This window comes from Halomonas sp. TP35 (assembly GCF_052375975.1).
GTDB lineage: Bacteria > Pseudomonadota > Gammaproteobacteria > Pseudomonadales > Halomonadaceae > Vreelandella > Vreelandella citrativorans.
In genome coordinates this window covers 1-11,246 of sequence record NZ_JBQSUZ010000029.1, presented here as the reverse complement: position 1 = coordinate 11,246, position 11,246 = coordinate 1, and the positions used below count along the sequence as shown (strand labels likewise).

General features: G+C 54.3%; 13 protein-coding genes, 1 pseudogene and 1 riboswitch. Of the genes and pseudogenes, 5 read left to right on the top strand and 9 right to left on the bottom strand.

Annotation, left to right across the window (positions count from 1 at the left end):
• Positions 1-34 precede the first annotated feature (34 nt).
• Positions 35-238, top strand: a pseudogene (locus tag ACT3RU_RS17750) (IS3 family transposase); the annotation flags it as partial.
• A gap of 89 nt (positions 239-327) precedes the next feature.
• Here the strand turns inward: ACT3RU_RS17750 and ACT3RU_RS17745 are convergent.
• A complete protein-coding gene (locus tag ACT3RU_RS17745) occupies positions 328-1,188 on the bottom strand; it encodes a LysR family transcriptional regulator (protein WP_087110977.1) in 861 nt (286 codons plus the stop codon).
• Positions 1,189-1,323: 135 nt separating this feature from the next.
• Between ACT3RU_RS17745 and ACT3RU_RS17740 the strand changes: the two genes are divergently transcribed.
• The 3 genes from ACT3RU_RS17740 to ACT3RU_RS17730 are packed head-to-tail and all read left to right on the top strand — an operon-like array spanning position 1,324 to position 3,408.
• Positions 1,324-1,956 carry an ankyrin repeat domain-containing protein gene (locus ACT3RU_RS17740; RefSeq protein WP_192528650.1) on the top strand — a complete coding sequence of 211 codons (633 nt, stop codon included), beginning with the start codon at positions 1,324-1,326 and terminating at the stop codon, positions 1,954-1,956.
• The gene (locus ACT3RU_RS17735) at positions 1,953-2,171 is read left to right on the top strand and encodes a tRNA-specific adenosine deaminase (protein WP_087110979.1); all 219 of its coding nucleotides are present in this window, start codon (positions 1,953-1,955) and stop codon (positions 2,169-2,171) included. Before ACT3RU_RS17740 ends, ACT3RU_RS17735 begins: the two co-directional genes overlap by 4 nt.
• A gap of 49 nt (positions 2,172-2,220) precedes the next feature.
• Positions 2,221-3,408 (top strand): amidohydrolase, encoded by a 1,188-nt coding sequence (locus ACT3RU_RS17730; protein ID WP_192528649.1) that lies wholly within the window; start codon positions 2,221-2,223, stop codon positions 3,406-3,408.
• 109 nt (positions 3,409-3,517) lie between these two features.
• Here the strand turns inward: ACT3RU_RS17730 and ACT3RU_RS17725 are convergent, their stop codons facing one another.
• The 5 genes from ACT3RU_RS17725 to pdxR form a co-directional block, all read right to left on the bottom strand.
• Complete coding sequence (locus ACT3RU_RS17725) at positions 3,518-3,922, bottom strand: VOC family protein (RefSeq protein ID WP_192528648.1); 405 nt, start codon at positions 3,920-3,922, stop codon at positions 3,518-3,520.
• A gap of 38 nt (positions 3,923-3,960) precedes the next feature.
• Positions 3,961-4,653, bottom strand: a complete 693-nt coding sequence (locus tag ACT3RU_RS17720; RefSeq protein WP_192528647.1) for a uracil-DNA glycosylase family protein — start codon at positions 4,651-4,653, stop codon at positions 3,961-3,963.
• 31 nt (positions 4,654-4,684) lie between these two features.
• The gene (pcsA, locus tag ACT3RU_RS17715) at positions 4,685-5,410 is read right to left on the bottom strand and encodes a phosphatidylcholine synthase (protein ID WP_318779711.1); all 726 of its coding nucleotides are present in this window, start codon (positions 5,408-5,410) and stop codon (positions 4,685-4,687) included.
• A gap of 181 nt (positions 5,411-5,591) precedes the next feature.
• Positions 5,592-6,200: a DNA-3-methyladenine glycosylase I gene (locus ACT3RU_RS17710; protein WP_192528646.1), complete on the bottom strand. Its 609-nt coding sequence runs from the start codon at positions 6,198-6,200 to the stop codon at positions 5,592-5,594.
• A gap of 37 nt (positions 6,201-6,237) precedes the next feature.
• Positions 6,238-7,716, bottom strand: coding sequence for a MocR-like pyridoxine biosynthesis transcription factor PdxR (pdxR, locus tag ACT3RU_RS17705; protein ID WP_192528645.1), 1,479 nt, complete (start codon positions 7,714-7,716; stop codon positions 6,238-6,240).
• A gap of 93 nt (positions 7,717-7,809) precedes the next feature.
• On the opposite strand from pdxR, the gene ACT3RU_RS17700 reads away from it, so the two are divergent.
• Positions 7,810-8,268: a GNAT family N-acetyltransferase gene (locus ACT3RU_RS17700; protein WP_192528644.1), complete on the top strand. Its 459-nt coding sequence runs from the start codon at positions 7,810-7,812 to the stop codon at positions 8,266-8,268.
• Between the two features lie 75 nt (positions 8,269-8,343).
• Here the strand turns inward: ACT3RU_RS17700 and ACT3RU_RS17695 are convergent, their stop codons facing one another.
• The 3 genes from ACT3RU_RS17695 to ACT3RU_RS17685 all read right to left on the bottom strand — a co-directional run bounded on the left by ACT3RU_RS17695 (position 8,344) and on the right by ACT3RU_RS17685 (position 10,726).
• A complete protein-coding gene (locus ACT3RU_RS17695; RefSeq protein WP_087110995.1) occupies positions 8,344-8,841 on the bottom strand; it encodes a 6,7-dimethyl-8-ribityllumazine synthase in 498 nt (165 codons plus the stop codon).
• Between the two features lie 110 nt (positions 8,842-8,951).
• Positions 8,952-9,117, bottom strand: a riboswitch (FMN riboswitch).
• A gap of 343 nt (positions 9,118-9,460) precedes the next feature.
• Positions 9,461-10,309 (bottom strand): ABC transporter substrate-binding protein, encoded by an 849-nt coding sequence (locus ACT3RU_RS17690; protein WP_192528643.1) that lies wholly within the window; start codon positions 10,307-10,309, stop codon positions 9,461-9,463.
• 228 nt (positions 10,310-10,537) lie between these two features.
• Positions 10,538-10,726, bottom strand: a complete 189-nt coding sequence (locus ACT3RU_RS17685; protein ID WP_087111000.1) for a YqaE/Pmp3 family membrane protein — start codon at positions 10,724-10,726, stop codon at positions 10,538-10,540.
• Between the last annotated feature and the right edge of the window lie 520 nt (positions 10,727-11,246).

Below are 11,246 nucleotides of genomic sequence, written 5' to 3'. Positions count from 1 at the left end.
GGCGTGCACCTTCATTTGGTTGAAAATGAAATGAGGACACGCCCTAGATAGTGCCGCGATGGAGAGCTTCTTTGGAACGCTGAAGTCAGAATATTTTTACCTGAACCGCTTTGACACGATTGAGCAATTACAGGCGGGCATCCGACACTACATCCATTACTATAACCACGAGCGCATCAAGTCCAAACTAAAAGGCCTGAGCCCGGTGCAGTACCGAATTCAGGCCTTGTCCGCTTAGTGTTTTACTGTCCAGGTTTTTGGGGTCAGTTCAGATGAATGAGTCTTCTATATTTTCGACGACCGATGGCACCACCATCCCTAAGAGGCCTATCGCTCAACCTCATCCGCAAGTATCTGAATGATCTCGGATACGAAAGGACTGTCCTGGTCCGCTTGGTGGATTGCGATTTCCATGGCGTCAACAGCAGGCAAGGTCGGAACTTCTTGCATGCCAGAATTGACCACGCGCCTTGGAAGAAGACTAATCCCGAGACCGGCATTGACCGCGCTCAGCAGGCCGGCGAGGCTGGAACTCGTGTAAACAAGATGCCATCCGCGCCTGACGTTATCGAGGGCAGTAATCATTTGGGCGCGATACAATCCATCCGAAGGAAAGGCAACAAGCGGCAGCGGGTCGCAATCGGCCAGCGCATGATTTTTGCTTTGATACCAGGACAGCGGCTCGGGCCAATGCATTACTCCGCGGGCCTCGCCGCGATGCTGTTTGACCAGAACTAGATCCAGCTCCCCTCGATTATAGGCACCGTATAGATTGCGGCTCAGACCACTGGTAACTTCCAGCTTCAAGTTCGGATGCTGCCGGACAAGCGCCGCAAGTACTTGTGTCACCCGGCCCGAAGCGAAATCCTCGGGCAGACCGAGCCGAAGGGTAATATGACGCGCTACTCCAGACACGACGGCGGCAGCTTCCGCGTTCAGTGCCAGGATACGACGTGCATAACCCAGCAGTCGCTCGCCCGCCTCGGTGGGTGTGATGCTATTGCGTCCGCGATCAATCAAAAGCCCGCCTGCCACCTCTTCCAGCCTCATTATCTTCTGGCTGACCGTTGATTGAGTCGAGTTCAATTGCCGTGCTGCGGCTGTAAAGCTGCGCGTGTCGACCACCGCCACGAAACTGCGCAACAGGTCGGAGTTGAACGGCTTATTCGATTTATCACTGGTTTTCATTCAGATATTTAATTTCCAAATGATTTTTTTGTCCACTATATTTTTGTCTATGATTTTTATCAGCAAGAAGGGACTTTTATGCGCAGCCGCTTACAGGCCACTTTCGCCTTCACACTCCTCGTAGGATGTATAACCATGACCGATTCCGTTGCTTTTGGCGGAGTCCCTGTCGCTCAGGCTAATCCTTTGCTGATCTCCGCTGCTGAAAACGATGATATCGCTGGTGTTCGAGAAATGATCGCCAGCGATATACCGCTCGACGCGCGGGATAGTCGTGGGCGGACAGCATTACTCGCTGCAACCCATGCGAACCGAGTTGAGACCGCTCGTTTACTTATTAGCGCCGGGGCTGATGTGAACGCTAAAGACGACATCGAAGATAGCCCCTACCTCTATGCGGGCGCGCGCGGACATCTGGAAATACTGCAGATGACGCTATCCCATGGCGCTGATTTGGCGAGCGTCAACCGCTATGGCGGTACGGCGCTGATTCCTGCGGCGGAACGGGGGCATGTGGAGACTGTTCGAACCCTAATAGAGGCCGGCACGGATATTGATCATGTCAACAACCTGGGCTGGACGGCGTTGCTGGAGGCTATCATCCTCGGCGATGGCGGACCGCGATACGGAGAGATTGTGGGGCTGCTGGTCGACGCCAACGCGGACGTGAACCTGGCTGATAGGGAAGGGATCACGCCGCTGCAACATGCGCGACAACGCGGATATGCTGACATCGCTAGTTTGCTAGAACAGGCGGGTGCGAAATGAATGACAAGGCGTATCTGGACGAGGCGATCAATCTTGCCCACAAGAATGTTGCCAATGGAGGGCGTCCATTCGGTGCCGTGCTGGTCACGGATGGCAAAGTGATCAGCCGAGCTGTCGCAGCCACTTGGCATTTTATCGATTGGATCGTTGATTTACCTCTTCGAGGAAAATGGCACTGTCCTGATTCTATCGGAGGCACGAGCAGTTCCTCCTGAGCAGAGCTTAGTCGTATGACTCCAAAACCAGAATTGGAAACACGCTGATATGAATGAATGCATTTACGCCAACGCTTTGACCCCTGATGGCAACAAAAGTGATCTCGCCACGCGCGATGGGTGCTTCGTTCCTATCGATACTGTCTCAACCGACGCCAAAAAAATCGATCTTGATGGACTGACTGTCCTTCCCGTTTTTGTGGAGGGCCATATTCATCTCGATAAGAGCTTTGTTGGCGACGGTTGGTTTCCTCATCGTCCGGTTGGCTCCCTTCGTGAGCGGCTTGACGTTGAAAAGCGCCTTCTATCCAGCGCATTGCCGGTTGTTGAACGCGCTGAGGCACTGCTCGCGCAGGCTCACTCTTTTGGCACGGTAGCAATGCGCAGTCACGTTGATATCGACCCAGTGCTCGGACTCGATAATCTGAATGCCGTCGTTGCTGCCTGCGAGATGTGGAAGGGCCGGGTCGACGTAGAACTCGTTGCTTTTCCGCAGGCCGGCATCGTGTCTAGTCCCGGTACAGCGGATCTGCTCGATGCCGCCATGCGTGAAGGCGCGACAGTGGTAGGCGGGCTTGATCCTACCGAGTTTGACGGTGATGCAGATGCGCATCTTGATGTGGTGTTTGGCACGGCCGAGCGCCACGGTGCGAAAATCGACATCCACTTGCATGAGCACGGCGCAGGCGGTATCAAGCAGATTGAGCGTATTGCCGCGCGAGCGGCAGCAGCCGGTATGTCGGGCCTCGTCACCATTAGCCATGCTTACGCACTTGGCGATGTGAGCCGTGATGAGGCACGTCGTGTGTCGACGATCCTCGCCGAAGCGGGCGTGTCTATACTAACCAATGCGCCGGGAGATCATCCCTTCCCACCGATCGATGTACTACGCGCGGAAGGCGTTCATGTATTCGCGGGCAATGACAATATTCGCGATGCGTGGTGGCCTTACGGCAATGGTGATTTGCTTGAACGCGCGATGCTGATCGGCTACCGCTCCGGTCTTTATACCGACGAACAACTGGGTGTCGCTCTTGACATGATCACGGTGGACTCCGCAAGGGCGATTGGTCGTACGCTACCGGGATTCGCGATCGGTGACGAGGCGAGTTTCGTGATTGTGGACGCACTCAATGCTGCAGCCGCTGTAGCATCACCGCCCTCGGAGCGACTGCTGGTCCAACACGGCAAAATTGTTCAACCAACTCGCCCGTCGATTCGCTCGCGATTGCTTTGAAATGGCACACGAGTTTGCCCGTGCGAAAACTCAAGATAAGGACAATAATGTTGAATTTATCTTTTATCCACTCCCCGCAGGCGCGGGGATGAACCACTTGGCTAGTGACTCACGTCAGGTCCATAAAGGGGTTGTAGGCGACTTCCCAGTAGTGGCCTTCCGGGTCGCGAAAATAACCGGAGTAACCGCCCCAGAACACTTCTTCTGCTGGTTTGATTAGCTCGGCGCCTGCGGCAACCGCTTGTTGAAGCACTTGATCAACGGCCTCTTGGCTGGCGACGTTGTGGGCCAGCGTGATACCGCTGAAACCACCTTTTGAGTCATCGGCAATGCCAATGTCGTTAGCCAATGATGCTCTGGGAAACAGCGATAGCCAAGCGCCTTCCATTTTGAAAAAGGCCACCTCATCGCTGTCTGTCTCATGTTCTGGCAACTCCAGGCCGTCCCGATAGAACTGGATGGCGCGCTTCAGGTCATGCACGCCGAGGGTAATCAGGCTGATCTTGGGTTTCATAGCGGTGCCCTTTAGACGTTGTTTTAAATAGGCCGCTGTCACAGGGTCAGATTGTCCTTACGTACCTCTAACTGCTCCAGACGCTGTTTCAATAGCCCTGGAAAGCGTGCATACCAGGTCTGATTGAGCGGCGAGGGGTGCGGCAGCGGGTAGAGCGTAAAGGTTTGCGCTGCGCCCTTGTCATCTTCTAGTGTCACCTCGATGCTACTTTCAAAGCGGTCCTCTTGCTTCCAGAAGGCTTCCAGCCTGTCGCGTTCCTCTTTTGAACGGCCAATACCGAACCACAGGAAGGCTTCACGCCCCAGCGTAATCAGCGTTCGTCCTTCCCAGCGCGATATCAGCACTTCGTTCATTAAACCGTGAAAGTGACGTTTAACCTTCATCGACCACGCCTTGTTGCCTACGGGCTTGTAGGGCACGGTATTGATCCAGAAAAAGTGCTCGCCCACAGCTTTTGATGCTGCAAAATCCGGCATCTTCTCGCCGTAAAGCTGCTCATAAAGCGCTTTTCTGACCAACTGGCCACCAGCACCGATAAACGGCTCGCCGTGACGCACCTCGTCGCGACCTGGGTCGCGGCCAAAAAAGCCGATGCGCAGGTTCGGTTTGCCCAAGCCGATGATCGGCGCCAAGGGATCGCGTTCAAAACGTTCGTAGACCTCGACATCAATCCCTTCGATGTCTGCCGCCAAGGCTCTGAATTTCTTCTCCTGAGTCGGCGTTAGCGACATCGTGCTACCTCCTTGTTAACTAATGTCGGGTTCAGACGAACCACTCCTGGGCTGTCCGCCATAAGCACATGCCAAAAAAGTAGATCGAGGCGACGCCCCATCCCCATAGTGCCCAAACAGCATGCTCAGTGCTTGGGAGAATAAGAAGCGTTGCACAGAGGCACCACAACAACGTAACGGCGATATTAAGCGGCATAAATTTGCGCACCCGGAAGGGGTGCAGGAACTTCATGCGGGTCACGGTGAGAATGGCCAGGACGATGATGGCGGCAAAGGTAAGCCAAGGCGGGAAGTCGAGAATGTAGAAATAGGCCGCAGCGATATTCCAAGCGGCCGGAAAGCCAACAAAGTAGTTATCCTGGCTTTTCATATTGGTGTTGCAGAAACAGAACATCGACGAAAGCAGGATAATAAACACCGCCAGCAGTGAAAAACCGGTCGGCAAATCGATAAAGTAGTAGATAAACAGGGCGGGAATAAACGCCCAGGTAAGGTAATCAATGACCATATCCAGTGTTGAGCCATCGAAGTGCGGCAGGATGGTTTTCACTTCATACTTGCGCGCCAACGTGCCGTCGAAGCCATCTACCATCATCGCCGCTCCCAGCCAGAGCAGGCAAGCCACCGGATTGTCGTCGATCAAAGCGAATAGCGCCATGACGCCCAGTAGTACGCCGCTAGCGGTGAGAGCATGTACGCTCCATGCTTTGCATCGCGATGCGTGAGAGTCTGCTTGCGAAGAGAGCGGTTGAGCCACATTAAACCCCGTTGAGAACGTTATGTTCTGCTGCTGTCTGGTGTATAGATAAGCGTGTCAGTCAATACACTACTACAAGAAGGCACACCGAGAATACGCAGGCCGTTGAACTGCTCTAAGCATGGCCGTTTCTGGCGCCGTCCGCCAGGCGATTGTCGGAGTCCTAACGTATGTAGAAGCCTTAAACGGGCCGCTGGAACTGTAAGCGCGCCTGCTCTACGCGTTCACGTGTTACGCAGGTCAGCGAGTGATCATTGATTAGCCCCATCGCCTGCATCAACGCAAAGGCCGTTGTGGGGCCAATAAACGTCCAGCCGCGCTTCTTTAATGCTTTGGAGAGAGCGATGGATTCAGGCGACACGGTCTGGGTTTGCGGCGCTTTTAACGCATCATGCGTAGGCTCGAAGCGCCAGAAAAACGCTGCCAGCGAACCTTCCTGTGCAACTAATTCCTGTGCCCGTTGCGCGTTGTTGACCGCCGCTTCAATTTTGCCGCGATGGCGGATAATGCCCGCATCTTGCAGTAAGCGCTGCACATCACGCTCATCAAAATACGCGACCTGATGAAAATCGAAGTGGTGAAAGGCCGCGCGAAAGTTCTCGCGCTTGTTGAGAATCGTCCGCCAGCTTAAGCCCGACTGAAAGCTTTCCAGGCAGAGCTTTTCAAACAGGCGCTGATCGTTATCAACGGGAAAGCCCCACTCATTATCGTGGTAGGGCAGAAACTCCGGTGCACCGCCGCACCAGTAGCAGCGCGATTGGCCATCGGGGGCGATAAATTCGTTCGCCATAGTGATTCCCCTGTTTTAGTTATAAAAATGTCAGGATTTATAACGATGTTAGATTTAGCCATGCGTGGCTGAGCCAGCGGCCCGCACGTAGTAGCTCATCCTCCGTCGGACCCGCATAGCCCAGCACAAGGCCTGCGCGCTGGGGCTGCCCCAGATAGTACCGAGATAGCGGGGAGAGCGTAATGTGTGCCTGTTGGGCCAGTTCAACCAAGCGCGCTTCCTGATTTAAAGTATCCAACTCGGCGACCAGATGCATCCCTGCATGGCCGGAGGAGAGCTTTAAACCAGCTTCGGTAGCAGGAGCCAGTGCACGGCGCAGGCAGGCTTGACGCTGGCGATAGCCAATGCGCATTCGGGCGATATGGCGTGAAAAGTCACCTTTGGCAATGAACTCAGCAAGCGCCGACTGAATGGGATAGTTGCCTTCGCGGTGCAGGCGGGCGTGAGCCAACCGGAATGTATCGGCCAACGCCTCGGGCAGCACGATATAACCCAGCCTAAGCCCCGGGTAGAGCACCTTGCTGAACGTGCCGATATAGATGACGGATGCCTGTTCCGATAAACCTTGAAGCGACGGCGTGGGCGGCGTGTCGTAGCGAAACTCGCTGTCGTAGTCATCCTCAATGACCCAGGCGCCGTGCCTGGCTGCGTATTCCAGTAAGGCCAAACGTCGTGGAACCGGCATGGTAACGCCACTCGGGTATTGATGGGAGGGCGTCACGTAGATCAAGCGCGGCGAAGGCGTATTAGCCGGACAACACACCGGGTTCAGCCCGTCCTCATCGACCGGCACAGGGATAATGTTCAGTCCCGCTGCCAAAAAGCAGGTTTGTGCGCCGCCGTAGCCGGGCTCTTCCATCCACACTGAGTCGCCGCTATCGGTCAGCAACTGGGCCACCAGCTCGAACGCCTGCTGCGCGCCTTGCGTGATCACAATCTGCTCAGGGCGACAGCGCACTGCGCGGGAAAGCGTCAGGTAATCACCCAATGCCTCTTTAAGCGCGGGCAAGCCGCCATGCGTTTGATAGGAAAGCCATGCCGTATCGGTCTGGCGATAGTGGCGCCTTAAAAGGCGTTGCCACTGAGCGTGGGGGAACAGATCCAGCCCCGGCACGCCCGGCGCAAACGCTTGATAATGCTGGCTTAGCGTACCGCAACGATCAATCAGCGCCTGCCCGCGTGCTGAGTAGCTAAACGCCGCTTCCAAAAGTGGCTTGGGTGGAGCCGGTAGATTAGGCAGGTTGGCCACGTACATCCCTGCGCCTCGCCGAGAGATGATCAACCCCTCGGCTAACAGCCGATCCATCGCCGCCAGCACGGTATTACGGCTGATACCCAAGCCGTGAGCCAGGTGCCGTGAAGAGGGCAAATGACTCCCGGTGGCCAGTTCGCCGTGTTGAATCCAGCGGCGCAACGCGCTGTAAAGCTGATGTACCAGCGTAGTTGTTCCTTGGGTACCCATCTGTAGCACCAAGGCATCAATAAGCCATTCACTCGACGGCGTTCGCTGCTTCACTGGTTCCCTCGCTATTTAATAAACTGGTTCTTCACCAAGAGCCACTATAACGAGAGACTTGCCTATTCCCACCTCTTTTTAAGGAGCGCCACTGTGAATAACGTTCGGGCTGCCGTACTTGATGACTTGGACGCGCTTAGCGTACTGCTGGATGACTATCGCCAGTTTTATCAGCAACAAAGCGACCTAAAGGGCGCTCGCTACTTTTTAAGCCAACGCTTTGGGTTGGGCGACTCGTTCATTCTAGTGAGTGAAGAGGCGCAGGGAAAAATCAGCGGGTTTGTGCAGCTTTTTCCCGGCTTATCTACGGTAGGCATGAATGCGCGATGGACGTTGAACGATCTTTACGTGCTGCCTGAGTATCGCAGCCAAGGCGTAGGCCGGGCGTTAATGAGCGCTGCCGCCGATTTGGCCCAAGACCACGGTGTTACAAGGCTGGTATTGATGACGCAGGTGGAGAACAAGCGCGCGCAGCGTCTGTATGGAGCACTTGGCTGGCAGCGCAATACCGCGTTTTATAGCTATTTGTTGGATGTGAACCAGCGTGAGTAGAGTAGGAGAATCAAGCAGAGGATCATGTTCGCTGATGGGGCTCCTGGCCCGGCATTCGCCGGGCCAGGATAACGATCACGCGTCGCTAAGCTTGCGGGCGCGGTGCAGGTTTTCCATGGTGTTCAGGCACGCACTGGCGGCTTCCTTGCCTTTGGCCAGGAAGTGCTGGAAATAAAAGTCGTGATGGGTGCTGTGCTCATGGAAATGGTGCGGCGTGAGCACCACCGAAATGACCGGCACTTGGGTGTCGAGCTGGACGCGCATCATGCCGTCGATGACCGCGTGGGCGACGAAGTCGTGGCGATAGATGCCGCCATCTACCACGAAGCCAGCACCGACAATCGCGCCATAGCGGCCGCTTTCGGCCAGTACCTTGGCTTGCAGCGGAATTTCATAGGCGCCTGAAACGGTAAATGTATCCACTTGGTCCGCAGATAAGCCGTTGCGCTCCACTTCCTCAATAAACGCCTGGTAGGCCTGGCCGACGATATCGTTGTGCCAATGGCCCTGGATAAACGCAATGCGCTGGGACGTGGTATGTGAGGAGAGTGTTAAAGGAAAGGTCTGATTCATGGTCATTCTCTTGGATAAGTGTTACCAGAATCAGGGCATTCGGCATCCGCCAATAGGCATAACGTACGCCTCCAAGGGGCTTTCACCGTGGAATAACGCCGTTGAGTGGATACCGTTCTCTTTCATCCGGACTATCACCGTCGGCTTCGGTTTCTCACCGAATCTGCTGACCTCTCACGGGCAGGCCAGTGAGAGCGCTCGCGGGCTTAGGCCGCTTTCGTTTGGAAAGGTACCATCACCGCCGGTGGGGACTTTCACCCCGCCCTGAGAACATTGCTGCATAGCAGCCTATCTATCTTACGCCGATTGTGAATGCGCAGCTAGAGGCCAAGTAAAACCTTGTCGAGCGCGCTGCTTAATCGACCCAATCGGCATTTACCAGTTCGGCAAGCCATGTGGATAAAGGCGCACGGCACTATTGGAGGCGCCTGCGGCGGGCAGTACTTCGTTATACGTCAAAACGACTCATCACAATAAATGGGCACGTTGGTCGCCAAACCAACGGACATACGCCGCCCGGGTGACTGGTGAGCTCCATTTTATACGTTAAGCATTGATACCAAATGAAAAGCCCCCGGTCTAGCGACACGGGGGCTTGGTCATGCATCGTGGTAGATGCTTATAGTGCTTCAACTACCTCATCAATTTGCAGTTTCAGACTCTGCAGGCCACCGCCTGATAAGTACCAAAGGGCTGGGGTAAGTACGACCAGGCGTGTATCAGGCGTGCCCGCGTCTGCTAGCGCTTGCTCTAGCGCATTGGTATCAGCGGCCTCGTTACCAATGGCGGCGCTGCGGTCAACCACCAGCAATACGTCGGGTTGGATCTCACCAATGGCGTCCATCGTCAGCGGCGTAAAGGTGCGGCTACCGCGGGTTATGCTGGTAACACTATCCGGCATTTCTAACGTTTGGATACCCAGTACGTCGTGTACGACCGGATGGGTGTTCAACCCCAGGTTGCCGTCGTTGGAGGTAACTACCAGTACGCGCAACGCTTCGTCCAGCGCTTGGCGGTGGTTTTCAATATCGGCATGCAGCTCTTTTAGTGCCTCTTCAGCACGCTCTTCAACACCGGCATGACTGGCTAGCTGTCGCACGTTGTCGTCAAAGGCTACCAGGTAATCATCGCCTTGTAGGCTGGTATTGAGCACCGGGGCGATCTCTTCAAACTCAGATTCCCACTCGCCTTGACGGCCGGTGTAAAGGATAAGGCTGGGCTCGCTTGCGGCGACGGCTTCAAGGTCAGGAGAGCGTAAGCCGCCAAGGTCGGTATACGCGTCGTCGTTATAGGTTGACAGGTAGTCGGGCAGAATCTGTTTGGGAATACCCACGATTTGGTCACTAACACCCAGTGCATCCAGTGTGTCCAGGCTGCCTAAATCAAAGGTGGCAATACGTTCCTGGGCATGAGCAACAGAGCTAACCGCTGTGACAAGCAGTGTCGTGACGAGAATCGTGGGCTTCATGGGTATTCCTTTTATGAGAAAAAGTTTTATATGAGATTTCTTCTCATATTGGCAAAAAAATGATGCGCTGTCGTTACCCCGTTATGGAACAGGACGTTTCACTTTTTCGTTTTGAGGGGGACTTTCGAGGTTTGGAATTGTCAGGAGAGAAAGGGTAGCGCGTGTGTGGGTGCCATAAAGCACTACCCCGCCTTCTGGGCGGGGTAGTTAAGGTACTTGGCAGGATGACTATCTGCCGGAAGCGTTACGAATCTTCTTATCGGTTTGATATTGGCTCAAAGCATAGACAGACCAGATCGCTGCGGGTATCCAGCCAATGATAGTAATCTGGAGTATCAGGCAGATAAGCCCGGCAAACGGACGGCCGATCGTAAAGAACTGAAGCCACGGCAGTAGTAGGGCGAGTAGCAGACGCATGTCATTCTCTCCTTGATCCAAACAGCGAAAGGTTAGGTAACCGATGGCGTATTATTGCAGATTGGCTGACGCTACGCATATTCATTACATCACCGTTGCCAACATTAACCTGCCGCTGATTGATTGAAGCAGTTTTCGTACAAAGCCTGGAAATGCCGTTTTCCCTTGGCACACAGCGGTAATAAAGCCAGGTAATCGTAGGAATAGCAGTGAGAAATTAAGCGTAATGTTTTTATCTGCTGCATTCATGCGCCAATGAAAAGCATTTTATGTTTGTAATATGATAAATCGCGCTACTAAGGCACTCTAAATGGATGGAATGATTAAATTGTTTGCCGTTATTCTATCTAACGGTTGGCAGGATAAAGGGTAATGCTGACGACGTTTACGTAGTACATCGTCACATCAATTTATGCGTTCTCTTTTGTTTTCTGGCCAAGGACGATGCGCTATGCCTGTTGTAGATATATTGATGAGAAAGGACCAGAACAAAGAGAGCGAAAAGCATGCCGATAACGCC

What these genes read in the sequence shown, in the direction of transcription:
- ACT3RU_RS17725 (WP_192528648.1), bottom strand. Translation starts at nt 3,922, where the DNA reads ATGAAACCCAAGATCAGCCTGATTACCCTCGGCGTGCATGACCTGAAG.
- ACT3RU_RS17685 (WP_087111000.1), bottom strand. Translation starts at nt 10,726, where the DNA reads ATGCGTCTGCTACTCGCCCTACTACTGCCGTGGCTTCAGTTCTTTACG.
- ACT3RU_RS17720 (WP_192528647.1), bottom strand. Translation starts at nt 4,653, where the DNA reads ATGTCGCTAACGCCGACTCAGGAGAAGAAATTCAGAGCCTTGGCGGCA.
- ACT3RU_RS17745 (WP_087110977.1), bottom strand. Translation starts at nt 1,188, where the DNA reads ATGAAAACCAGTGATAAATCGAATAAGCCGTTCAACTCCGACCTGTTG.
- ACT3RU_RS17690 (WP_192528643.1), bottom strand. Translation starts at nt 10,309, where the DNA reads ATGAAGCCCACGATTCTCGTCACGACACTGCTTGTCACAGCGGTTAGC.
- ACT3RU_RS17695 (WP_087110995.1), bottom strand. Translation starts at nt 8,841, where the DNA reads ATGAATCAGACCTTTCCTTTAACACTCTCCTCACATACCACGTCCCAG.
- ACT3RU_RS17710 (WP_192528646.1), bottom strand. Translation starts at nt 6,200, where the DNA reads ATGGCGAACGAATTTATCGCCCCCGATGGCCAATCGCGCTGCTACTGG.
- ACT3RU_RS17730 (WP_192528649.1), top strand. Translation starts at nt 2,221, where the DNA reads ATGAATGAATGCATTTACGCCAACGCTTTGACCCCTGATGGCAACAAA.
- ACT3RU_RS17735 (WP_087110979.1), top strand. Translation starts at nt 1,953, where the DNA reads ATGAATGACAAGGCGTATCTGGACGAGGCGATCAATCTTGCCCACAAG.
- ACT3RU_RS17740 (WP_192528650.1), top strand. Translation starts at nt 1,324, where the DNA reads ATGACCGATTCCGTTGCTTTTGGCGGAGTCCCTGTCGCTCAGGCTAAT.